General features: G+C 42.0%; 26 protein-coding genes. 9 read left to right on the forward strand and 17 right to left on the reverse strand.

Annotated features, from left to right (window positions below; translation table 11 throughout):
- Positions 1-14 precede the first annotated feature (14 nt).
- Positions 15-290, reverse strand: a complete 276-nt coding sequence (locus NV379_RS09550) for a hypothetical protein (protein ID WP_258207057.1) — start codon at positions 288-290, stop codon at positions 15-17.
- Between the two features lie 133 nt (positions 291-423).
- Positions 424-1035, reverse strand: coding sequence for a TetR/AcrR family transcriptional regulator (locus NV379_RS09555; protein ID WP_258207058.1), 612 nt, complete (start codon positions 1033-1035; stop codon positions 424-426).
- A gap of 190 nt (positions 1036-1225) precedes the next feature.
- Between NV379_RS09555 and NV379_RS09560 the strand changes: the two genes are divergently transcribed.
- On the forward strand, positions 1226-1984 hold the full coding sequence (locus tag NV379_RS09560; protein WP_258207059.1) for an SDR family oxidoreductase: 759 nt from the start codon (positions 1226-1228) through the stop codon (positions 1982-1984).
- Positions 1985-2188: 204 nt separating this feature from the next.
- Positions 2189-2896 carry a DUF4386 domain-containing protein gene (locus NV379_RS09565; RefSeq protein WP_258207060.1) on the forward strand — a complete coding sequence of 236 codons (708 nt, stop codon included), beginning with the start codon at positions 2189-2191 and terminating at the stop codon, positions 2894-2896.
- On the opposite strand, the gene NV379_RS09570 is transcribed toward NV379_RS09565, so the two are convergent.
- Both NV379_RS09570 and NV379_RS09575 read right to left on the reverse strand, forming a co-directional pair.
- Complete coding sequence (locus tag NV379_RS09570; RefSeq protein WP_258207061.1) at positions 2871-3449, reverse strand: Crp/Fnr family transcriptional regulator; 579 nt, start codon at positions 3447-3449, stop codon at positions 2871-2873. The two genes, NV379_RS09565 and NV379_RS09570, sit on opposite strands and share 26 nt — an antisense overlap.
- Positions 3450-3575: 126 nt before the next feature.
- Positions 3576-5078 (reverse strand): malate:quinone oxidoreductase, encoded by a 1503-nt coding sequence (locus NV379_RS09575; protein WP_258207062.1) that lies wholly within the window; start codon positions 5076-5078, stop codon positions 3576-3578.
- Between the two features lie 662 nt (positions 5079-5740).
- Between NV379_RS09575 and mraY the strand changes: the two genes are divergently transcribed.
- On the forward strand, positions 5741-6694 hold the full coding sequence (gene mraY / locus NV379_RS09580) for a phospho-N-acetylmuramoyl-pentapeptide-transferase (protein WP_258207063.1): 954 nt from the start codon (positions 5741-5743) through the stop codon (positions 6692-6694).
- 57 nt (positions 6695-6751) lie between these two features.
- On the opposite strand, the gene NV379_RS09585 is transcribed toward mraY, so the two are convergent.
- On the reverse strand, positions 6752-7699 hold the full coding sequence (locus NV379_RS09585; RefSeq protein WP_258207064.1) for an aminoglycoside phosphotransferase family protein: 948 nt from the start codon (positions 7697-7699) through the stop codon (positions 6752-6754).
- A gap of 136 nt (positions 7700-7835) precedes the next feature.
- Complete coding sequence (locus NV379_RS09590) at positions 7836-8378, reverse strand: NADPH-dependent FMN reductase (RefSeq protein WP_258207065.1); 543 nt, start codon at positions 8376-8378, stop codon at positions 7836-7838.
- A 162-nt stretch (positions 8379-8540) separates the two neighbouring features.
- Between NV379_RS09590 and NV379_RS09595 the strand changes: the two genes are divergently transcribed.
- Together NV379_RS09595 and NV379_RS09600 are read left to right on the forward strand one after the other, a co-directional pair.
- Positions 8541-9443, forward strand: coding sequence for a LysR family transcriptional regulator (locus tag NV379_RS09595; protein ID WP_258207066.1), 903 nt, complete (start codon positions 8541-8543; stop codon positions 9441-9443).
- Positions 9444-9482: 39 nt separating this feature from the next.
- On the forward strand, positions 9483-10043 hold the full coding sequence (locus tag NV379_RS09600; RefSeq protein WP_258207067.1) for a YdeI/OmpD-associated family protein: 561 nt from the start codon (positions 9483-9485) through the stop codon (positions 10041-10043).
- Positions 10044-10115: 72 nt separating this feature from the next.
- On the opposite strand, the gene NV379_RS09605 is transcribed toward NV379_RS09600, so the two are convergent.
- From NV379_RS09605 to NV379_RS09615, 3 genes are all read right to left on the reverse strand, one after another.
- Positions 10116-10985: an AraC family transcriptional regulator gene (locus NV379_RS09605; protein WP_258207068.1), complete on the reverse strand. Its 870-nt coding sequence runs from the start codon at positions 10983-10985 to the stop codon at positions 10116-10118.
- Between the two features lie 193 nt (positions 10986-11178).
- Entirely contained in the window at positions 11179-11604 is a 426-nt protein-coding gene (locus NV379_RS09610) for an SRPBCC family protein (protein WP_258207069.1), read from the reverse strand.
- A 149-nt stretch (positions 11605-11753) separates the two neighbouring features.
- Positions 11754-12341 carry an NAD(P)H-dependent oxidoreductase gene (locus NV379_RS09615; RefSeq protein ID WP_258207070.1) on the reverse strand — a complete coding sequence of 196 codons (588 nt, stop codon included), beginning with the start codon at positions 12339-12341 and terminating at the stop codon, positions 11754-11756.
- Positions 12342-12466: 125 nt separating this feature from the next.
- Here NV379_RS09615 and NV379_RS09620 point away from each other — a divergent pair, with 125 nt between their 5' ends.
- The gene (locus NV379_RS09620; protein ID WP_258207071.1) at positions 12467-12892 is read left to right on the forward strand and encodes a MarR family winged helix-turn-helix transcriptional regulator; all 426 of its coding nucleotides are present in this window, start codon (positions 12467-12469) and stop codon (positions 12890-12892) included.
- An 85-nt stretch (positions 12893-12977) separates the two neighbouring features.
- Here NV379_RS09620 and NV379_RS09625 read toward each other — a convergent pair whose 3' ends face one another.
- Entirely contained in the window at positions 12978-13823 is an 846-nt protein-coding gene (locus NV379_RS09625) for an alpha/beta fold hydrolase (protein ID WP_258207072.1), read from the reverse strand.
- A 104-nt stretch (positions 13824-13927) separates the two neighbouring features.
- Positions 13928-14281: a winged helix-turn-helix transcriptional regulator gene (locus NV379_RS09630; RefSeq protein ID WP_258207073.1), complete on the reverse strand. Its 354-nt coding sequence runs from the start codon at positions 14279-14281 to the stop codon at positions 13928-13930.
- A gap of 259 nt (positions 14282-14540) precedes the next feature.
- On the opposite strand from NV379_RS09630, the gene NV379_RS09635 reads away from it, so the two are divergent.
- On the forward strand, positions 14541-15080 hold the full coding sequence (locus tag NV379_RS09635; protein ID WP_258207074.1) for an NAD(P)H-dependent oxidoreductase: 540 nt from the start codon (positions 14541-14543) through the stop codon (positions 15078-15080).
- Between the two features lie 69 nt (positions 15081-15149).
- Here NV379_RS09635 and NV379_RS09640 read toward each other — a convergent pair whose 3' ends face one another.
- The 3 genes from NV379_RS09640 to NV379_RS09650 all read right to left on the reverse strand — a co-directional run bounded on the left by NV379_RS09640 (position 15150) and on the right by NV379_RS09650 (position 17933).
- On the reverse strand, positions 15150-15572 hold the full coding sequence (locus tag NV379_RS09640; protein WP_258207075.1) for a DoxX family protein: 423 nt from the start codon (positions 15570-15572) through the stop codon (positions 15150-15152).
- Positions 15573-15836: 264 nt separating this feature from the next.
- Positions 15837-17393, reverse strand: coding sequence for an SAM-dependent methyltransferase (locus tag NV379_RS09645; RefSeq protein ID WP_258207076.1), 1557 nt, complete (start codon positions 17391-17393; stop codon positions 15837-15839).
- Positions 17394-17486: 93 nt separating this feature from the next.
- The gene (locus NV379_RS09650; protein ID WP_258207077.1) at positions 17487-17933 is read right to left on the reverse strand and encodes an Lrp/AsnC family transcriptional regulator; all 447 of its coding nucleotides are present in this window, start codon (positions 17931-17933) and stop codon (positions 17487-17489) included.
- Positions 17934-18080: 147 nt separating this feature from the next.
- Here NV379_RS09650 and NV379_RS09655 point away from each other — a divergent pair, with 147 nt between their 5' ends.
- Positions 18081-18875 (forward strand): alpha/beta fold hydrolase, encoded by a 795-nt coding sequence (locus NV379_RS09655; protein WP_258207078.1) that lies wholly within the window; start codon positions 18081-18083, stop codon positions 18873-18875.
- 57 nt (positions 18876-18932) lie between these two features.
- Here NV379_RS09655 and trpB read toward each other — a convergent pair whose 3' ends face one another.
- Both trpB and NV379_RS09665 read right to left on the reverse strand, forming a co-directional pair.
- Positions 18933-20093 carry a tryptophan synthase subunit beta gene (gene trpB / locus NV379_RS09660; RefSeq protein ID WP_258207079.1) on the reverse strand — a complete coding sequence of 387 codons (1161 nt, stop codon included), beginning with the start codon at positions 20091-20093 and terminating at the stop codon, positions 18933-18935.
- Positions 20094-20175: 82 nt separating this feature from the next.
- Entirely contained in the window at positions 20176-21186 is a 1011-nt protein-coding gene (locus NV379_RS09665; protein WP_258207080.1) for a copper amine oxidase N-terminal domain-containing protein, read from the reverse strand.
- A gap of 312 nt (positions 21187-21498) precedes the next feature.
- On the opposite strand from NV379_RS09665, the gene NV379_RS09670 reads away from it, so the two are divergent.
- A complete protein-coding gene (locus NV379_RS09670; RefSeq protein WP_258207081.1) occupies positions 21499-22695 on the forward strand; it encodes a multidrug effflux MFS transporter in 1197 nt (398 codons plus the stop codon).
- Between the two features lie 161 nt (positions 22696-22856).
- Here NV379_RS09670 and NV379_RS09675 read toward each other — a convergent pair whose 3' ends face one another.
- On the reverse strand, positions 22857-23993 hold the full coding sequence (locus tag NV379_RS09675) for an efflux RND transporter periplasmic adaptor subunit (RefSeq protein WP_258207082.1): 1137 nt from the start codon (positions 23991-23993) through the stop codon (positions 22857-22859).
- Positions 23994-23997: the final 4 nt, after the last annotated feature.

Below are 23997 nucleotides of genomic sequence, written 5' to 3' on the forward strand. Positions count from 1 at the left end.
TCCTGATATGTGCTCTAGTTATTTGTATCCTCATCGTTTTCTTGAATCTCAAAGTGAGCTGTATATTCGTCAATAACCAGTTCAATCGCTTTGAGCTCTCCAAGTAAAATCATTTTAATTTCTTGCAGCGCTTGTTGTTCAAGCTGTTGTTTCAATGAATCACGTTTAACACGAAGCCGATTTAGAAACTCAAGCGCTCTTCCTCGACGGAAGGTTTTGGCACCATGATGATGTCTCCCCGAATGCCGCTCTCTCCAGTGCTTCTCTCCATGTTCATTCATCTCTCTCATGAATTCGTCCTCCTTTTGTATACATATGTATACGAATATTGATATTGTATGCAAATGTATACAAATTGTCAAAATATTTTTCATAATAATAGCGATTCCACATGATGCGTAGAATCGCTTAATAAAAGTGCGTCTAAAGTTGCTTACTTCGAGCCTTGATTACTGGTTTGGTAACCGTCGGATGGTAGTTGATAATCTTAACTAGCTGTTCTTGCATGTAGGCTGGTGAATGCTTAAATCCACTCTCCACCCAGTGAATAACGAGTCCGAGCAGCGCATGTATCGAATAGATGGCTAGAAGTTCTTCATCCACATCCTCACGTGAATAGATCAGTTCCTCCATCGCAATCGTCTTGAGAGCAGTAAACATTCTCTCTCTCAGCACCATCAGCATGTCACTCTTCATGAGTATGGTGTAGATATTCGAGTGCTCATAAATATGTTCGAATAACATCACAGAGTGAGCTTGCAACTGCCCCACATCAAAGACTTCCACCGCTTCATAAGGTGCACGAAATGAAAGCAATAATTTCTCAATAAGCTCCGAGATCACATCATCAAGGAGTGCCTCTTTACTTTCATAATTGGTATAGAACGTTCCCCGATTGTAATTAGCAAACTCTGCGATTTCTGTAATCGTAATCGTAGAAAATGGCTTATTTTCCATCAGCGTAAGTAAGGCTTGGCGCAAGGCGGAACGGCTGCGTAGGATGCGGCGATCCGTTGTTACTGGTTTATCTATCATTTGAATTATTCCCCCGTCCTGCTAATCCAACAAAATGAAGTAAGTTGTTCAATAGCTAACAAACATGCTGTTTTTACTGATTGTAATGCCTGTCCTTGCTTTATTATACTCAATGTAACAGATGTTCTCTATTGAACATTTGTTGATTATTTGTACTGCAAACTTTGAACAACATCGGAGGGGTTTAGTCATGAGATTATCTGGTAAAGTTGCTGTTGTTACAGGTGCTGCTTCTGGCATGGGGAAAGCTATCGCAGAATTGTATGCATCTGAGGGTGCTAAGGTTGCGGTATCCGATCTTTGCGTTGAAGCCGCACAAATCGTTGTCGATGGAATAATCGCAAGTGGCGGAACTGCCTTCGCAATTAGCGCTAACGTTGCCAAGGAAGAAGATGTACAAGCCCTTATTGATACAACCGTGGCACAATACGGTACGGTGGACATCCTCGTTAATAACGCTGGTATAATGGACAACTTCGTACCCGCAGGTGATTTAACAGACGAGCTTTGGGAGCGTGTCTTCGCGATCAATACGACGGGACCGATGCGAACCATCCGTAAAGTAATTCCAATCTTCCTTGAACAACAAAGCGGCGTTATCGTCAATATCGCATCCGCAGGTGGCTTAATGGGCTCCCGCGCTGGTGCTGCCTATACAGCAGCGAAGCATGCCGTTGTTGGATTAACGAAGAACGTTGGATTCCAATACGCGCCTAAAGGGATTCGCTGTAATGCAATCGCACCAGGTGGTGTTAGCACGAATATCGGGACAACAATCACAAGCCCGAACCCATTCGGTATGGAAAGAGCCATGGCTGGTATTCAACTTAACCCACGTGCTGGTGAGCCCGAAGAAATCGCGAAAGTGGCGTTATTCCTTGCTTCCGACGATGCAAGTTTCGTCAATGCGACGGTTGTAACTGCGGATGCAGGTTGGACGGCTTACTAATAAGAATCCCCTTTGCAGGTTTACTGCAAAGGGGGTTTTGTTTAATAATGGCAGCCAAATATCTTACTGGTTTCACCTTACCAAGTTCTAACACCAACCTTTCATAATCCTTAAAATTTTGTCCGTCTTGATTTAAGTCAATGAAGCCTACTTCCTCCTCCAATTACAATGAACACATCACCGAATCTTCAGGAGGGGAAATCCATGATTAATACCGAGCAACAACAATTCAAACAACGGAAAGCCGCCTTTATTGCAGGCATATCCTTGATCATCATGACAATTGCTTCTTTTGTAGCGTATGGCTATATCCATGCTAGTCTGATCGTAAAAGGAGACGCCAGCACGACCTTCCATAACATCCTTGCTTCAAGCTCACTTTTTAAAGCTGAAATCTTCGGCTGGCTTGTGATTTTCTTATGCGACATTATCGTCGCTTGGGCTTTTTACATTTTTCTAAAACCAATAAATAAAGAGCTATCCCTACTCGGGGCATGGTTTCGTCTCATGTATACCGCTATACTCGGAACGGTTCTATTTCACTTGCTCGAAGTGATGCTGTTGATCGAACGCGCAGACGCATTAACTGAATCTATCCAATTACAAGATCAAGTCCTGCACCAAGTAGAAGCTTTTGAACGCATCTGGTCAATGGGGTTAATTGTATTTGGCTTGCATTTGTTAATCGTGGGTTATATCGCAATCCGAACTAGGACTATACCTAGGATCATTAGCATCCTTCTGCTCCTTGCTGGTGCGGGATATATGATCGTTCACCTGTCCAGCACATTTATCCCGCAATATGAGGGGGTCATTTCGTTGATTAACTATATATTTATGGCACCTATGATTGCTGGAGAATTGGGCTTAGGGTTATGGATGCTGGTTAAGGGCGGGAAAGCCGCTTCTTAATTCGACTTAACGACTCCGGTGTCATACCGAGATAACTTGCCAGTTGATGTTGGGGTACGCGCTCGATGAGTTCAGGACGCCTGTGTAACAGTGACTTGAACCGTTCTTCGGGTGTAGCAGCGATAAATGCCGCGTACTCCTCTTGTACCTGACCGAACATCTCCTCGATCATCTTGCGCGTCATCGCTTCCAATTGACCGTATTTATCGTACATATCCCTTTCGACATCCAGATGTCCAACGACTAATACAGAGTCTTCTAGACAGACTAAGGTATATTCTGACGCCTTATCTGTCCGATGTGAATTAAATATGGAGACGGCTTGCTCTTCCGTAAAGAAATTAGACGTAACCTCTTTACCATTCTCATGAACAGCGTACTGTCTGACACATCCTTCAAGCACAAAATAACATTTGGTAGGTACCTCACCTTGGTGAAGCAGAATTGTTCCTTTGGGGAAGGATTCAACCGGGATTTCACTTGTAATTTTCTGTTGTTCTTCTTCACTTAAGTTAGTAAATTTCGTCATATATTTAAACAATAATTGTTTCATTTTCGGATACTCACCTCACGGATATTGTCAGCTAAATCCTATTTTATCATGATATGCATAATAAACAGCCTTCTTCCTCTTACCGAGGCCGAAGGCTGTTTGAAATTATCTTTAAATTGAAACAATTTATATAGCAGGTTGCAGCTCGCTATCTAAACCTAATGCCTGCGAAGTTGAGGTTTGAATCTCTTGACTCAGCTCAGGGTTTTTCAACAAGGACATTCCGTAAGAAGGAATCATCTCTTTAAGCTTAGGCTCCCACTCTTGGATGTGCTGCGGGAAACAATTCTTAAGCAAGTCCAGCATGGCAGAGACAGCCGTTGAAGCACCTGGAGATGCGCCGAGTAGCGCCGCGATGGAACCGTCTGCTGAATTCACAATTTCCGTACCGAATTGCAGCGTTCCTTTGCCTCCTGATTCCGTATCCTTGATCACTTGTACACGTTGTCCCGCTACGACAAGATCCCAATCTTCACTCTTCGCACTCGGAACGAATTCACGCAGTTCTTCCATACGCTTTTCCTTGGATAACATCACTTGTTGGATCAAGTACTTCGTTAGTGACATCTCTTTGGCACCAGCTGCCAGCATCGTCAGGACGTTACTCGGCTTAACGGAAGTGACTAAGTCGAACATCGAGCCCGTCTTTAAGAACTTAGGCGAGAAGCCTGCGAATGGTCCGAAGAGCAGCGACTTCTTGTTATCAATAAAGCGTGTATCCAAATGTGGAACCGACATCGGCGGTGCTCCAACTGGTGCTTTGCCATATACCTTCGCATAATGTTGCTCCACAACATCCGGATTATTACAGACCATGAATAGTCCGCTTACCGGGAATCCGCCAATACCTTTACCCTCAGGAATACCTGATTTTTGCAGCAAGTGCAGACTTCCTCCACCACCGCCGATAAAGACGAATTTCGCTGTGTGACGTTCAGTAGTGCCGCTCACTAGGTTACGAACTTTCAGTTCCCATAGTCCATCGCTTGTCCGTCTCATATCCATTACTTGATTGTTGTATTGAATCGAGACATCTTTACTCTCTAAGTGGTCAAATAAAATGCGAGTTAGAGAACCAAAGTTAACATCCGTTCCCGTCTCGATTCTTGTTGCCGCAATAGGTTCACTTGAAGTCCGCCCATCCATAATGAGTGGAATCCATTCCTTGAGCTTATCGGGGTCATCGGAAAATTCCATACCTTCAAACAGTGGATTGCTAGTAAGTGCCTCAAAGCGTCTCTTGAGGAACTCCACATTCTCCTCGCCTTGTACCATACTCATATGAGGCAGTTGCATAATAAACTCATGCGGATTACTGATTAGGTTCTGATTCACTAAATAGGACCAGAACTGCTTGGACACTTGGAATTGCTCATTAATTTTGATCGCTTTGGTGATATCAACTGATCCATCAGTTTTCTCGTCGGTGTAGTTAAGCTCACAGAGTGCAGCGTGTCCCGTCCCTGCATTATTCCATTCATTCGAGCTTTCCTCACCAGCACTTGCAAGTTTTTCAAACACAGTAATTTTCCAGTCAGGTACTAATTCCTTCAGCATGGACCCTAAAGTCGCACTCATAATTCCGGCACCAATTAAAATAACGTCTGATTTGGTTTGTCTGTTGCTCATGTTAACCGTCCCTTACATGCTAATATTGGAAAAAAAGATGTAAGCGCTCCTGCTATGCTTATGCTTTCACTATAACTTAAGATTAAGATATTTACTCATATAGGATCGATTATCTTTTTCATAAAAAATAGATCGTGTAAGAGTAAGACGTGAGAAGCGTTCCACTAAACTCTAGGCATACATAAGAACCAAAGCCCATCCCCCACGACATGCAAAGGTTATAACGTTTGGTTTACTTCTATCATTCAGTAGCTGCCATTCGAGTTTCTTCGTTGCGCTGTACTGGTTTACTTTGAAAATCGACTGTACCACCAAAAACAATCTAATAGTAAAATGAATCAACCTGAGCGCATAAAACCTCATATACTCAGGGAAAAGGGAATTGTAGTCGCCCTTGTTAACAGTATATTTGAAAACAAATAAATCTACTTAATTTTCAGATATAACAGGGCTAAGTTATACCTTTAAGTATTATTTACCTATCATATCACAAAAATATCCTATTGTTAGTAGTGATTTTTTTTATCGCGAAAAAATATAATATGAACAAAACTCCTAATTATAATTGACAGACTTTTTTGACTATATTACCACAAAACTATATTCTTACTGTTAGAAACAACAAATTTAGCTGAAATGAAACAGTAGAAGGAGAACGATTCATGGAAACTTCAGTATGGGGTGCGCTCGGACTTTCGTTTGTACTTGTGGCACTGTTAACGCCTGTTCTAATTTGGGGACTACGAAGCTTAAAGCTCACGCAACCGATCCGAGCCGAACTGCCTCCTGATCATCAAGCGAAACGCGGGACACCGCTTATGGCGGGCATTATCTTGCTTGTTGGAATCGTTATCTCCACCTATTTCTACCCTAAACCATGGGTCTTGTTCTTAGGGGCAACATTTATTTTGTTTAGCTTAATTGGATTTATGGACGATTATAAAAAGGCTGCTTTTCAAGATCCATCTGGAATCTCGGGAAGAACGAAATTAATCCTTCAATTCGGATTTACTTTCATCCTGTTATTTGTATTATTGTTTCAGTTCGATTTAAGCACAGACATTGCAATCTTTAATGGATACACACTGCATTTACCAATTGTTATATATATATTGATCATGTCGATTCTGATTGTCGGCTCAGCGAATGCAATTAATTTTACGGACGGGCTTGATGGTCTTCTGATCCATGTTTCGATCCCAACATTCTTTTTCTTTTTTGCTATATCGGACAGAGTTGAAGTTCAGACTTTTTCACTTGTGATGATTGGCTGCTTGTTAGGTTTATTCTTATATAATATTTATCCAGCAAAAGCGTTTATGGGTGACACAGGGTCACTGGCAATCGGGGGATCACTCTCCTTCCTAGCAGTCATTGAAAAGGTTGAAATATTGATACCGCTCCTATTCTTCATCTTCATTGCAGAGCAGTTCTCCGTTATTATACAAGTGTGGTACTACAAGAGAACAAAGCTAAGAATGTTCCGTATGGCACCGATTCACTTTCACTTCAGTCTTAAATATGGCTGGAATGAGAATACGATTGTGGTTGTTTTTGGGATTGTGTCTTGGGTTGCTGCCTTTGCTTCTTGGCTGATATGGAAGTTTATAATGTAGTAAAAATGACCGGGGAGCACCTTCAGCTTCTCCGGTCATTCTATTAGCAAGGGTAGTTTATGAATAAATTGCGTAATCGCTATACCACTTCGGTACAATCAACTCAAAGTTATCGTGATCATCCATCACTCGGTGTATTTTCAACAGGATATCGTCCAATTCGTCTGGTTTAACCTTTAAGATCCATACCACAGAAGAGATTAACGTCATGGCTAGATAGAGGGAGTATAACTGCCAGAACTCTTCACTTGGTTTCGTATGATCGTTGAATCCTTGTATTTGACCTACGGAAAATGGGATACTGACTTCCGAACTAAACATCCCCACTTTTACAAACTCATGAATGGGGTCTCCCCAATCGGATCGATTGAAATCAATTATCCCAGACAAATTACCGTTCCTTACGATCAGATTACTTACATGAAAATCATCGTGTTGAAAAAGATTCGGTCGATTCTGCACCAGATGCAGATTCCGATCAATAAAGGAGAGTAACTTGTCATTGTGGTGGATCGTAACACCGCATTTGGCATACTCTACTCGGTAGCGTTGATGTTTAGCAATCACTCGCTCATCCCAAGGCTTAATCGAATCGGGAGCTATAATTCGGGTGATTTTCTTAAGCTCAAGTCCCGATTGCACGCCGATCTTGAATTGTTGCTCTTCCGTTAATACCGGCAACTCCTCGGATGCCTCATTCCCTTCAACGAATGACACAATCATATACCCCAATTTTTGCTCGGGAAGAACTCCGATTTCAATTGGCTTTGAACAGCGCACATCATATTGTTCCATCAACTGAAGGTTGTTATATTCCAATCTCTTATTCGCATCCTGATCCATGCTATACGTTCGAAATACATACTGCGCAGTCCCCTCACTGTTATAGATGATGTATTTCTCATCGCTGGAGTATCCCTTATGGATACGTTCGATCTTGATGCTAGGACTTAAGAGTGGAATGCTGTTACGGAAGTGCTCATAATCATGAATAGGGCTTGTCACTGTTGTTCCTCCTACATTCAATTCTATTTAACAAATATAACCTATACCTCAACAATAGTGACATCGTAATATTTGAAATAAAAAAGCCACCTCACGGTGACTTTCAATTTATTAGTCCATTGCAAGAACAATGAAATTATCTGATCGTTTTAAGTGCAATGCTCCACTTCACAACTTCATCCAGCATGGCATTTACTTTCGCGATATGCAATTCTGCAGGTTTAAACGTACTAAAGTTTTCAAAGTCTGTAAAAGAGGAGAATGTAGGATGCGCACGAACGTCCGCTACGAGCAACTCTCCTAAGATTCCGCGTAAATGTTCAGCAGCACGCGCTCCGCCTGTAGAACCGTAGCTGACAATACCTGCCGCTTTATGATTCCACTCCACACGGGCTAAATCGAGTGCATTCTTGAGTGCTCCCGTAATACTGTGATTGTATTCCTGCACAATAAAGACGAATCCGTCCAGGGTCGCAAGTCTTGCCGGCCAAGCTGTGAGTCCAGGCTCTTCACCTGTACCTTCCCCTAGAAAAGGTAACTGATACTCCGCGATATCTACGATCTCATAGCTCGCATCGCCACGCTGATCCGCAATTTGCTTCACATAATCCCCAACTTGTGGACTTACGCGCCCTTGACGTGTGCTTCCGAGAATAATACCGATTTTTAATTGTCCCATTCTAATTCCTCCTCAGAATCGTTATTTAATTTATTGAATTTTTCGTCTTATTTATCTTGCCTTTCTAATATCCTATATTTTACACTAATATGTAAAATAATTGATAATATATGTTATGACATAAGATCCATACACTCGGGTGTATGGGAAGGAGAAATGTACATGGAATTACTGCAGTTACAATACTTTCGTACAGTAGCCAGATTAGAACATATGACAAAGGCAGCACAAGAATTACACATCGCACAACCTGCGCTAAGCAAGACGATATCAAGATTAGAAAGTGATGTCGGTGTTCCCTTGTTCGATCGGTATCCCGGCAAGATTCGATTAAATACATTCGGTAAGTTGTTTCTGGACAAAGTTGAGAAGGCATTATCACTACTCGAAGAAGGTAAGAAAGAGGTCTCTGAACTTGCTGGACTTGATCATGGAAGTATTCGGCTTGCAACCTCTACGCTGGATCGACTATCTGATGCACTAGGTGAATTTCTCGCTATGCACCCAGAAGTAAACTTTCAGATCACACAGGCTTCTATGTATGAGATGACCCACTTGTTAGAAGTCGGAGAGGTTGATATGTGCTTTACAGCACTGTCGATCGAGCAACCTGACATTAACTCTGTATCTGTTTTGAGAGATAAAGTGTATCTAGGTGTTCCTATAGGGCATCGATTTGCTGAGAGGAAAAGCATCCGATTGAGCGAGCTCGCGGAAGATTCTTTTATCGGATATAAGGAAGAGTTTCCTATTCAGCAGATGAACGATATCTTGTTTCAACAAGCAGGGATCGCACCTAAATTTGTCTGTCGTGTCGATGAGCCTTCCGCCATTACAAGCCTTGTCCGAGCTGGTCTGGGCGTTGCCATTGTAGGAAACTGCGGTGGCCCTAATTCGCCGATCCGGCTACTCCCTATTGAGTTCCCTGTATGCGAACGTAATTTCCAAATTGTATGGAACGAGAAGCGTTACTTGTCCCTTGCTGCAAGTAAGTTTCGTGACTTTCTCATCGCCTATTTCGCCAAATCAGAGCAAGAAAGTTATGATGAGACTAAGATAGGTTAATACTTATTTCTACTAGTAATGCTAGAGAGGATGGTTATCATGGTCATCGATCAAACTGTACACCCACACACGAGACACGAATGGCGGGAATGGCTGCAAGAAAATCATGATACAGCGAACTACTGCTGGTTAATTACATCCAAGGATAGTCCCGAAAGTTACGTTGATTTTGTTGAAGAAGCTCTGTGTTATGGGTGGATTGATAGCACCAGAAAGCGAATTGATGACACGCAAACTGGGCAGCGATTCTCCCCTCGTAAGAAGAGGAGCAGTTGGACCGAGCTCAACAAAGAACGTGTTCGGCGGCTTGAGAAGCTAGGACTCATGACAGATGCAGGAAGAAAAGTATTGCCCGATATGAGTACGGAATCTTTTCAAATTCAGGATAATATCTTGGAGCAATTGCGCGGGGAAGAAGAACTGTATCGTAATTATCAAGCATTGCCTAATCTCTATGTAAGAATAAGGATAGATAATATCCAGTCCGTGCAGGCTGACATCGAATTGTACCAGAAACGGCTGGACAAATTTATTGAGAACACGCGGATGAATAAGCTATATGGGCAATGGAACGACGATGGACGTTTATTGGATTATTAAAATAAGGGTAGTAGTGGTCCTAAACATCACTTAGATGGTTGTGACTGCTACTGCCCTGTTCTGTTCTATAACTTATTTTTGTATAACCGGTATCCAGATCTGGCTTCTAAATTTCGGCGAAGTCGTATCCTTGCCCTCATTCCATAAAATTTCGGGGCCAGCCGTTAGTTCATAATTAGCGGATGGGAACCATTCCGAATAGATACGCCCCCATATGTTCTGCAATGTTTCGGGAAAAGGACCTACAGCCTCAAACACCGCCCAAGTTGTTGCTGGCACCTCCAATTGTGTCCAGTGTTCCGGACATTCGCTATGCGTCGCTACTCCAATATAGTGATCAAGGTGCCCTTCTTCCTCCATTCTTCCTTCGGAAAAATTATTAGAAGCTTGAATCAACCCTTTTGGCTCAACATTGGACAATGCCTTGAGCTCATTGATGTTATCTAGGGTTAAGCTTTGCCACATTCCCGCAATTTCCTGATTGACCCCATTAAATTGAATCGGCACCCGCTTCATCATTCCTACGATTTTAAAAGACTCTTTCTCCACAATTTGATAATCCATTGCGATTCCTCCCTGAATGGTTAGTTGAAAGGTCATGCGTGGATAAGCTTTTAGCGCGAAGCTTTGAGATTTTACCGAAGAAGGGGAGATGCCATGCAGGTTTTGGAATGCCCTTGAAAATCCATCTGCTGATTGATAGCCGTATTTAACAGCTACATCAATGACTCTGAGGTCACCCGCTTGCAGCTCGAATGCTGCGAGTGTCAAGCGTCTACGACGAACGTACTCGGATAGCGTAATCCCCGCAAGTGTAGAGAACATTCGCGAAAAATGATACTCCGAGCAGCAAGCTCGCTTCGCTACTTCCTTCCAGTCGATTTCCTCTGTAAGATACTCTTCCAGGTAATTCAGCGCTTCATTTAATTTTGCAAAATCCATTCATATGACCTCCCTTTAGAGACATAATATCAAGGATTTGAACTACACATCCAACATCTCTTGCACCATTTTGTAGGATTGAAAATCTTCCTTTTCACACAAACACTCTCTTTCTATTTTTCATGAATTTTCTGCGGTTGTTTTTCCTCGTCTTTTTCTATATAAGGATGAAAAAAACCTTCCCGAAGGAAGGTTAGTTGGATTCACTATATTTCTTGAAATTATTAAGGATGGCTTGCCAGCCCGCTTGTTGCATTTCAACAGGATTGGAAGCTTCCGCGTCAAATACTTCAACGATCTTAGTCGTGTCGCCTTCACTCGTGAATGTAATTTTTACTTTTCGGCCATCACCCATTGTGTAAGCAATAAGCTCGTTTACATTTACTTCATCATAAACCCCACCGAAATCAAATCCAAAACTGCCATCTTTCGCTTCCATTCTAGAAGAGAAATTCCCGCCAACTCTTAGATCGTTCTCGGCTTTAGTTGTATGCCATTCTTCGGAAGCTGTATTCCATTTCGTAATGTGCTGTGGCTCATTCCAGTAGGCCCATACTTTTTCAACTGGTGCTTGTACTGTAGTTTCGATTGTGATGATTGCTTGATCGCTTGCTTCCATTAAACTCGCCACCTTTTTCTAATCAAATTATATTCGTACTTCATCATTATATCGACTTTGAATCACATTTTCCAATAAGTTACTTTTGTGAAATAATTGGATTTTTATTCGAGATATATTCCACGAAAATTTATATAAGTCCTGCTCTACTACACCCTCAATGCTTGAAAATACCGATTTACCTTATCCAGCTTCTTCTCATGTTTTCCCTTCTTACTTTCCATATTACCGAACTCGAAGAACTTCACTTTGCGAATCCCAACATAAGAAAAGAGTGCCTTTCTCATCAGAATCTTATGTGCATTGTTCAACCACAATAACGGATAGAAAGTCGGACCTTTCATCGAAGAGATGCACAACACCGATTTACCTTTCAACAACCCTTCTGGCAAGAGCCCTCCATGATCCTTGTAGGCAAACCCAGAGCTAAACATCTGATCGATGTATCCAAGCAGCATCGCTGGCGGTCGCCCCCACCAGATCGGATACACAAACACGATCTTATCTGCCCACGAGATTTGCTTTCTGTATTTCTCAAGTTTAGGGTCTGTATACATATCTCTTCGTCTCTTGGTTTCATTAAATACAAGAACCGGATCGAATTGTTCCGCGTATAAGTCAAGAACTTCTATTGCGGTAATGTTCCGATTGTCGGTACACCCTTTAATAACCTCCTGTGCAAACGCATAGGTCAGACTTTTGTGATTGGGATGCGTAAAAATCATAAGTACGTTCATCATGCAGCCTCCAATTTACTTGTCATTTGATAACTAAAAATTACCACATTGCAATTTGGTTGTCAAATGATAATTGTTTAATGATAACTTATTTGTTATGTTTGTCAGTAGGAGGTGCATATGACGTGGAAGACCAACTTTTTCAAAAGTTTATCCGATTTACAACAGCAGTCCATGAGATTACAACAGATATGACCAAAGGCATTAATGTAGATTCTGTTACACCCATTCAGTATCGGATTCTTGAATATATATACGTAAGCGAGGATGTGACACTGAGCCAGATCAGTGAATGCATCAACATGTCCATGCCTAATGCGAGCCGTGAGGTTAAGAAATTAACCGGGAAAGAGTTATGCGAGAAGATTACCGACAACCAAGATCGTCGTAAGCAATATATTCGACTTTCAACCAAAGGACAAACCTGCATGGATATCGCTTTTCAGGAAATTGAAGTCCGATTTAAACAGCGCATCGAATCCCTAACCGAGGACGAGCTCTTGCAAGTTGGAAAAGCACTCGATTTACTTCAGACGAAAGTATTTCATTAAACACTTGTTTCGATGTCAAAAATGAAAAAGCCCGCTGTAATAGTGAGCTTTCGTGTTACTTCCCCAAATAATATTGTACACAATGTCAGTCCCTGCCCGCTTCGTATAGCTTTTGAGCCACCATGCCCGGTCTTGTACGCGAATCTGTCATGTGGTCCCCATCGCCGACAATAAGTCGGAATTGACCCAGCCGATTGGACATATGCGGATTCCAGCCATAACCCTCTCCTTGTGGCAGAGCATTATCTTGATAGAAGTAGACATAGCTCTTAGGTGTAGGTAATGCATAGAACATTTTAAGATCCAGCTTATCAAAAAGCGGCTGAGCCGGTTCAGGTGAGACATCAGCATACATAGCTTGAGCTACATCTAAGGTAGCTGTATTGACGAACAAATCACGGAACAATGGGAATGGAAGCATGATCGTATCGTCCTTCGAGCTAGCTCTAAGCTGCTCAAATCCTTGTCTTGTTAAAGGTGGTAGCTCTTCGACAAGTGCTTCCCCATTTTTGAGGACAAAAGCATCCCAGAAAACGAGACGCTTAATCCGGTCCGCCACCTGTTCCGCTACCTTCTGAACAACAGTTCCACCAAAACTATGCCCGACGAGAATGATGTCGTGTAAATTTAGTTGTTTTATAAAATTAACGACAGACTGCGTGACCATAGCATGATTGACCTTTTTATTAGGGTCTTCTCCGTGACCTGCATATTCTGGCGTATAGACGACATGCCCATTCATCCGCAGCGCTGCCGCTATGCCATCCCAGAAGTGCGCATCCGCCCAAGAACCATGTACAAGCACGAATGTTAGTGGTTGCTGTGCATACGGCCAACAATATGGATCGGATTGTATAGCGCCATGCCGCCAAACCCATCCACCTTGGGGATTAGTGGCGTAATACGTGTGGCGATTGTAATACTGATACATATTCAAACATCCTCTCAAACCAATATAAATCAGCTTATGCCCATTTCGTTTGAGAGGTTCTTATGTATAGGATTGATAGCACCCTCTATAGAAACAATCGAAACTCACCTAATGTTAGATTCATTATTTATATAATCATAATGATAAAATCCCCAACTACACATATCCGCCAGGACAGTACTCAATGTCTTTCCGTGATCAGATAAAGAATATTCAACCTTCGGTGGGATCGATTGGTACACGGTGCGAATAATAAGTCCATCCCGCTCCATCTCCCGAAGCTGATTCGTAAGCATGCCTTGCGTCACTAACGGAAGCTTACGTCTTAACTCACCGAAACGATTCGTTCCCTCATTAAGCAAAATAAACAAGATAAGCGGTTTCCATTTACCCCCTATAACTTGCAAAGTCGTCAATATTCCCTCTACTTTATATGATGGGTTGATACCCGCATCCATAGTTCCATCTCCTCATACGTTTCTATGCGAACTTCTTACATCTTATTTCTTACATTACCAAAGTATTTTATTAATAAATAGTACTACGTATTTACGTACATAGTACGATTTACCGTACTTATTCTAACCCTAGTCGGTATCCATTAGTACTATTTTTAAGACTAAGTACGAATAAAGTGCGTACTTTTCAAAAACAGTTTTCCCCTTAATAATGAGGTATCCACATAAACAGCCTTTTTAAAAATAGGAGGAAAATAAAATGAAAACCATGGTAATCGTAGCACATCCAAACTTGGATACATCCCGCGCCAATCGAGCTCTTATGCTCGAAATTAATCATAATCCGAACATTGAAGTTAGAGACCTCTACCAAATATATCCCGATTGGAACATCGACGTGAAGAAAGAACAACAATTGCTCTTGTCCTACGACCGAATTGTCTTCCAATTTCCTTTTTACTGGTACAGCTGCCCTCCATTATTAAAAAAATGGTTCGATGATGTTTTTACTTACGGATGGGCTTTTGGACCCGAAGGGCATCATTTGAAAGAAAAAGAATTCATACTTGCAACTACGACAGGAGGGACGGAAAACTCCTATCAATCAGGCGGGGACAATTCGTTCACAATTAGTGAGTTATTCCGACCTATCCAAAGAACCATAACCAGATGCAATGGAATCTATCTTCCTGCTTTTGTTACCTATAATGCGAATCAGGGTACTGATGCCTATTTCGCTCAAGAAGCTAAGCGATATGCAGATCATATCCAAATTCCTTCAAGCGTGCTCGTGCATTAATAGCAACATAAATAGGCAGTCTTGGACATGATCGTCCATGGCTGCCTTTGTTGTTTTGAGCTTCTCTTATCAAAGTTTACGATGGTTTGGACGCAGTACCCACGATGCCATAGTTAGAGCAGCATAGCAAAGCGGAAGGATCAATTTAAATCCAGAATCCCCATAATCATCAACTAAAGTATGAGATACCGCAGCCCCTGTCAGTAAAAAGAAGAAACCCGCATATGCCCATTCTTTAAGTCGAGGTACACCAGGAACGATGAGCGCGATTGCCCCAAGCACTTTCCATATTCCGAGAATGGTCAAGATGTATAAGGGATACCCTATTTTCGTCACTAACTCAACATTTCCCTCAAGTTGTATCAGTTGTCCGATCCCACTTATCGTCATAGATATTGCAAAATATATCGTGACTGACCAGTAAGCAATCATTTTTCCTCGTGATTGAATCTCCGCTTTTGCAATTGTTTCCGCACCCATTACCTTACTCATTTCAATTCCTCCTCATCATTGTTTCAAGTCAATCCTATTCAAGTTCTTCTTATCTCTGTCTTTTAATTAGACACCATTTAGTGTCGTATTTGTTATTTTGATTATAGGACACCGAATGGTGTCATTTCAATATCGTTTTGAATTATTTTTACCTAAAAATGTTAAACTTCAAGATTGCTCTTATTTTTAATCAAAAAAATGCAAGTTCCGTCCCGATTAAAGGACATGAACTTGCATGCTTTGTGTAAAAACGCTCATTCTATTTTAGTTCGACTCGAACCTTTGTAACAATGCTACAGCTTCCTCATGGTCAGGCTCAAGTGCTACTAACTGTCTCGTGTAATTCAGCGCATCTTCCTCAAGTTCCAACTCGAAACAACAAATCGCTAGACAATAATAGACCGTTGATACGACATCTTGCTCTTCTTCCTGTATCGATATTTCCAAATACCGCTTGGACTCCTCGTACATATCCATCTCAAACAGAACTAATCCAGCCTCAAGTGTAAGACCATATTGCTGCTCCATTTCATAAAATGACGACCACATGAGCTGTATCCCGTGAGAAATATCCTGTTTCTCTTCATCACTAGCATCGATTAACAGACTAGAGATCTGTTTGGAACAATGAAGGAAAAATTCTGCATCATAGCCACCTAAGCGCCAGAAACTCAGTATTTGTTGAAGTCCCATACTCTCTATATTAGGATCGACCCATTCTTTTAAGCTAAAAAATTCATCTGGGCCAAAGCGCTCAATAAATCGACGATAAGCTAATCTGGTTTGTAAATATTCCTTCGGCGTATTCGTGTTAATCATACAACCAATATTAATATTCTTATAATGTTGCTTGGGGAATAACACAAGAGCTCCGCTCTGCTCCAGCACGTGCTGGATTGCATGATAGTTGGCCGTTACAGAGAAACTTCCATGGAAAATCAGCTCCGGTGGTTCTGCGAATATCCAGTTATCAAGTAGATGATCCCCTTTATCTGCAGTTAATAACAGATATCCCTCTTGTGACAATTCGTTTAAACGTTCTAAACAAGTTAGCCCTGAAGATGGGAATAGAATGTGTGAATCCTCTAATTGATCCTGATAAATAGCGATAACATCACGATAAGGATATGATTCTTGCTCATACTCCGCCGCTCTGCGATATTGATACTCCAAAGATATTTGATTCAGTATCTCGGAAGGTTTAAGTGTGTCCCTATCTTTCGGATACTCGACGAGTACATCTGTTTCGTAAATTTGACCTTCACCAATATACAGCAGCTCTTGCGGGATACCGTCAAAGAAGTAGTTGGCCACAATAACTAACGGTTGTTGCGAATCTCCTTTACTAACCGTTTCACCAGATACAACTAAATTCAGCTCCGTGTCATGAACCGCATCAAATCGTGCAAAATCGAGAATTCCTTTTTCTATATAAGACTGCAACGCCGGATGTTTCTTCCACGCCACAACATTGTTCATCGCTAAATCCGTCATGATATATCGAAACGGTGGTAACGTGATGCCCACATCGTCGATCAATCGTGTTAACTCATGCAACACATGGAAAGCAAATCTCCCCGCTCCCGCTCCAAGTTCCACAATCTGAACCTGCTCAGAGCTATATCCCTTATAAGCACGATCTTGAAGAAACCCGAAGATCATCTCGGCATATGCCGTCGCGATCAATGGATTGCACGTTATAAATTGAGGAACTTGGTTGTTATTCCAAGCTTTTAATCCCTCTTCCTCATAATACTTCCGCTGAAGATTCCATATCGGCGCTTCACTATAGCGGTAAACTTCTTGGTCATTAAATGTCATGTAATCTGTATCCTGCTCTCTCGAAGTTATTCGATTTCTATACCATTATTGTAACTAACTTTTACCTATATGAAAAATAATCACCCGATTGTTTCAATTGTTCGATACATCCTGGTTTGTGACAAGACTTTTATCCTCGAATCTTGTGGAAAGCACGACAAGCGTCGATGAATGACCAAATGTGTTGCACGTTTCAAGGAAAGTCTCGAGCGTATCACCTGTTTCTGTAATAACCTTCAACAAGTAATTATACTCCCCGCTTGTTCTGTAAAAATCAACAATCTCAAGTGATGCCTCTGCAAACACCTCGAATTCCTTACAGTTAATCGATTTAAACAGTACGAACGCCGTTGTGTGCTTGCCAAGCTTAGATGGAGAAAGCACTGCCCGATATCCCATTATGATCCCTTGCTCCTCTAGCTTCCGGAGTCGTTCTGTTGCAGCGGGCTGTGACATCGCGATGAGTCGACTCATTTCTGAAATTGTAATACGAGCATTTTCATGAAGAATGGATATGATTTTATTATCGATGTGATCCATAATCCGCTCACCTCATTTTTTAAGAAATAGGATGGGAAACAACGTTAATATTAAGTTTCTAAGCCTCAAACACCTTAATAATTCCATTTAAATTGTATGATAATTCCAATAAAATTTCACTATAAACCAATAAGGGAGATTGAGATGATGACTACACAATTTTTTACAACACTAGACGGAGTTCAGATTGCTTATCGAATGGATGGATCGGACGATAAACCGGTGCTTATGCTTGCAAATTCCATTGCTACTTCAATGAACATGTGGGATGACCAAATGAATGAACTCACGAAGTATTTTCGCGTACTTCGCTACGACTATCGGGGACATGGCGACTCGGATACGCCCGACGGTCCATATTCATTCGACAGATTAGGGCGGGATGTAATGGAACTGCTTCATACCCTTCACATCGGCCGTGTTCATTTCCTCGGATTATCGTTAGGCGGTGTAGTTGGACAATGGCTTGCGATCTACGCTCCTGAGCTAATTGATCGACTAATCTTAAGCAATACATCCTCTTACCTAGGACCAGCAGAACAATGGCAAGGATTGATTAACGCTGTACTCGAGCCGGGCAACCTTCCTGCATTTGCCGATACGTTTATTAACAACTGGTTCCCTAAACATATGGTGGATTCAAGTAGCGACATAACCAAAGTATTCCACGAAATGGTGCTCGCAACTCGCCCTCAAGGAATTGCTGGAAGCTGGGCTGCCATCCGTGATATGGATATGCGCCGTACGGCTTCCCTAATCAGTAACCCAACACTCGTTATTAGTGGTCAGTATGACACCGTAACTCTTCCTAGCCATGGTGAGTTAATCGCCAAAACAGTATCAGGCGCTAAGTTGGTCTTACTGCCATCCGTTCATTTATCGAATATCGAGTATCAAGATGATTTTTTGAGAATTGTGCTGGAATTTTTGCAGGTGAAGTAAGGAGCTATCCTCCTCATTATCATAAAATAAAAGGCGTCCAATTGGACGCCTTTTATTTTATGTGAGCATTTGATACACCTGTTCGACATCCTTATCCCCGCGTCCAGATAGATTGACGATAATAATTTGATCTTGATCCATCGTCGATGCTAGCTTCTTCGCATATGCAACCGCATGTGCGCTCTCTAGGGCAGGGATGATTCCCTCCGTTCGTGACAACTCCTGGAAGGCTTCCAGCACTTCCTCGTTGGTGACCGTTGCATATTCAGCACGTCCTGTCACCTTCAGATGGCTATGTTCTGGTCCGACACCTGGATAGTCAAGCCCAGCAGCTATTGAATAGGTCTTCTGCGGTTGACCTTCCTCGTCCAGCAGGACTAAGCACTTGAAACCGTGAAGGATGCCGGGAACACCTTCGGTTAGAGTTGGTGCTTTGTCAGGCTCGACACCAATCAAGCGAACGCTTGGCTCGTCAATGTAGTGAGCAAATGCACCAATAGCATTACTGCCACCACCCGCGCATGCTACCACTGCATCCGGCAAACGACCTTCTTTCTCCATAATCTGCAACTTGGATTCTTCACTGATAACTGCCTGAAAGTGTTTGACCATCGTCGGGAACGGATGAGGACCCACCGCAGACCCGAGCAAATAAAATGTATTTTCATAGTTTCGAACTAGATCGTCTAGCGCTTCATCTACCGCATCCTTTAGTCGTCCCTGACCTTTATGAACAGGTACAACGGTCGCGCCGAGCAGCTCCATTCGGAACACGTTAAGTGCTTGCCGACGCGTATCTTCGGCTCCCATGTAGATGATGCATTCCATATTGAACATGGCACAAGCCGTTGCCGTAGCGACACCATGCTGACCTGCACCGGTTTCCGCTATAATCCGCTTGGCTCCCATCCGCTTAGCCAGCAAAATCTGACCAATCGCATTGTTAATCTTATGTGCTCCGGTATGATTCAGATCCTCGCGTTTCAAGTAAATCTTGGGACCTCCCCAAGCTTCGGACAGCCGCTCAGCATATGTAAGCGGGCTCTTACGACCAACATATTCGCGCAGATAATAGCTAAGCTCTTCCTTGAATTCCGGGTCATCTTGAAACTTGTAAAATTGCTCACTCAAATAGTTCAGCACTTCCTGCAATTCCGATGGAACAAAGCTGCCTCCGAATTCTCCAAAGTACCCCTCTTGCTGCAATAATTGGTCCATAAGTATACGCCTCCATTACAATGAATTGGATATGTTCATACACTATATTACCACTAATCCCAATTTTTGGAGAGGGTGTTCTTTACTTCGGATATCTCGTCATAACATAATCTCCTGTAGCTTTAAGCTTATCCCAAGTAAGCGTACGTCCCCAGTGAATAGACGAATTGTAATTCCCTTCAGCAAGCGTAACTGTTGTTTCGTTCATACTAAGAATGACTACAGAGTGGGAATCATTATTGACTCTTACGATATCTCCAACTTGGATATTATCAAAATCTGTATGTTTGCGAGCAGGTAAATTGCCGAATACGGTATCACTTAAAATAAATGCAAACCCCACACAGCCATAACCACCACTATAAACGCCACCTTGCCATCCGTAATAATTATCGTTGGTCCATGTCATTCCCTCCGGATACTGTCCCTTTAGGGCAATCATCTTCCCATACGCTTCATCTGCTGTAGTTACTGGTATTGTTGGTTTAGTCTCTGGTTTAGTCTCTAACTTATTATTGAAATTAAAATCCGGTATAGTGATTGGTTTAAAATCCAAAGTGTTCGAAAAATCTGATATTTTGTTGTCTGGTTTATTGACTTTAAGATCCGGTAAAACGATAGGTTTGAAGCCTAATGTATTTGACGCTTCACCAGGTGTAATCAACACCGTCTGTGTTGCCTCTTCCCATTTGACGGTTTTACCTAATGACTCAGATACATATCGAAGCGGTACAAATGTACGCCCATTTATTAATTCAGGCGGTGTATCAATGGTTACTAACCCTTCATTTTTCCAAGTATTCTTACTTCCGATTGAAAGCTGAAGTACATCACCATTTTTAGTTACGGCTGTAACCGTCTGAGTCTTTTCCTCCCATTTAAGAGTCGCTTCCAATGCTTCGAAAATAACCCTCATCGGCACCATAACATGATTATTCATCATTTTCGGTGACACATCGAATTGCAAGTTGTTACCATCCAGCTTCACTGTAACTTCGTTGTTTGCCGCATTGGCACTCGCACTTGTCACACTTGCAAAACCAATGCACATCATTAAAACAAAAGATAGTTTAATAGTCCATTTTTTAAACATGTTGATCCTCCTACTAAATCTTCTTACAGGAATTGTTCAAATTTACATGCTCATGTTTCTATTTATTACAATTCCCCCTTTCATTTCGTTAATCATGTTAATCTTACTATGATTATCCAATATGTAGAAGATATTTTGACGATATTATGGAATCCTACTATACTTCTATGAAGATATTCCCCCTATAAAAAGATAAGGTTGTCGGTTCACATGTTATCATTTTCACAATTATGCAAGTGCAAGCCCCCCATCCCATAATCTCGTTAAATTAATGATTTCATTGAGATTTTGCAAGTATAGGGGGAAAAAAGCATGTTAAGAAAAAAAATCTCAGTACCATCATTATGGTTATTTATCGTATTGGTTGGATTTCCGCAAATCAGTGAAACGATCTATACACCGTCGCTGCCTGATATTAAGGAGCTGCTGCAAGCAAGCAGCAATTCGATTCAATTAACATTAAGTATATATTTTCTCGGTTTTGCCGTAGGTGTATTTTGTTGGGGTAGATTGTCCGATTTAATTGGTCGCAGACCTTCGCTGCTATGGGGGATTGCTGTCTATGGAGTCGGAAGTCTTGGATGTTATTTGTCGCCATCTGTAGAATGGCTGCTTGTTAGTCGTTTCATTCAAGCGTTCGGTGCAAGTACAGGATCTGTTGTGACACAGACTATTCTGCGAGAGAGCATTCCGGATAATAAGCGACATGTCATCTTTGCCCAAGTTTCAGCCGCACTCGCTTTTACACCCGCTGTCGGACCACTACTTGGCGGATGGATCGATCAATGGTTTGGTTTTCGCGCTGTCTTTATGACCTTAATTGTGATGTGCGTTGCCGTTTTCGCGTATACATGGACTTCTTTACCGGAAACGCGAAATGCAGCATCGATTACAAAGACTAGTTCTTTGGCGGTAGCTCGCATAATGTTTACGGATCGCCGAATCTGGGCATTCGGTTTCTTGATTGGCGCAACGAATGGCATTCTTTTTAGCTATTATGCCGAGGCACCTTTTATTTTCATTGAATTTTTCGGAATGGAACCTGGCTGGTTTGGATTGCTCGGTATTTGCGCAGCGTTGGCATCTATTATTGGTGCTATGCTGTCCAAAAATCTTCTAGGTCGACTTGCTCCTGAGAAAATTATTGTATGGGGCTGCCTGCTAACTGTTGTTGGAGCTTTGATGTTATCCGTTCTTACTTTCATTGGACTACAGGCTAATGCAATTTCGATGGTTTTCATCATTGTCTGCATCTTTATATTACTGTTCGGTATCGGTATGACGATCCCGAATTGCTTAAGTCTTGCTCTTGCTCAGTATAAGGATGTAGTCGGCACTGCAGGAGCCGTATTCGGACTAGGCTACTACTTGCTCGTCAGCCTGATTACGAGTGGCATGAGCTATTTGCATAACGATTTGTTGATTACGATGCCGTTATATTTTCTCGGTCTGGCCCTTCTAATGGTCTCCGTCAGTAAAACTCTAGTTAACAAAGAAACAGTTATATAGCCTTCAGTAGAGGCGTAAATAAAATTAGGAGCTGGCCCAATAGGGTCAGCTCCTTTATAAATTTCCAGTATTTCACACTATCAACGAAAAATGAAATAGGAACATAATGCTTCAATAATTAGATCCAGCACCAACACTTCAACATTCACTTGGCATAACTGCTAATGTATACGAACCTTGTCGCCATCTTGCAACGGGTCGCTACTCTCGACTATGACTTGTTCTCGCTCAAATATACCTTGGGTTACGGCTGATTGCTGTTCATTGGAATTAGCGACAATAATGGATACTTTTCGAATGTGATAAGTGTTGCCAAGCGGCCCGTTTCTTTCTTCGACTTTAAATATATACTTCCCGCTGCCATCTTCGTGGATGGCTTTATTGGATATCAATATCGCATCAGCAGATGTCGGCTTAGTCAGCTCTATTTGAACTCTATCGCCTCCCTTTAAACTCTCGTCTTGTATCGTGACCAGAATACGCTTCATTGGAGTATTCGAGGTCGTGCCTTTACCTACGGAACCTGTGTCGATGGAATTTGCATCTTGGATATCTGCAATTTGGCCTTCAACTTGTTTGACATTATTTCCATTCACTTGAACATCAAGCTTCTCTCCTATCTTCAGCAGATCTGCTATATCAGCAGGGGCTAAAAACTCAAATCCAAGGCTTCCGTTGGAGATATGAGCATCCGCTCCCCCATTTGATGAAATAAGACCATTTATTGCGTTTATTTGCGTGATGATTCCGTCAAATGGAGCAACCAATTCACGATTATTAGTCAAATGATTCTTTAACTTTTGTATTTTTCGTTGCTGAACTTCCAGATCGATTTTACTAATCTCAATTACATGTTTAGCGCTACGTAAGCTCTTCTCATCTTCGCCCTGTGCAGTCTCAATAAAACTGCTCTGCAGTTCTTCCATTGTAAGCGTAAGCTTATGAAGCGTCGCTTGTTCGTCCAGAATCTGTTGTTCCGCCTCTGCACTGTCGTATAGGACAAGCTTCTGCCCTTTCTTCACAACCTCCCCTTCCTTAACATCTACCCTCTTAACTTTCCACCCCGTACTATTCGTTAACGCTACTTCTTTCATCCACTTTAATACACCACTGCCTTGAAACGTATGAAGAAGCTGTCCTCGACTCGATTCTACTACAACAACCTTAGGTAGAGTCAAAGCCATCAGCGTGTTGCTAAGCAACGTAAATACAATCAGGAGGCCAATAAACCAGCCAGCAAACGTTCGAATCATTCGCTTACGTCCAAACTTCGTTTGCTCTGTATGCTGTATTTCCATTATG

This window comes from Paenibacillus radicibacter (assembly GCF_024721995.1).
Classification (GTDB): Bacteria; Bacillota; Bacilli; order Paenibacillales; family NBRC-103111; genus Paenibacillus_AM; species Paenibacillus_AM radicibacter.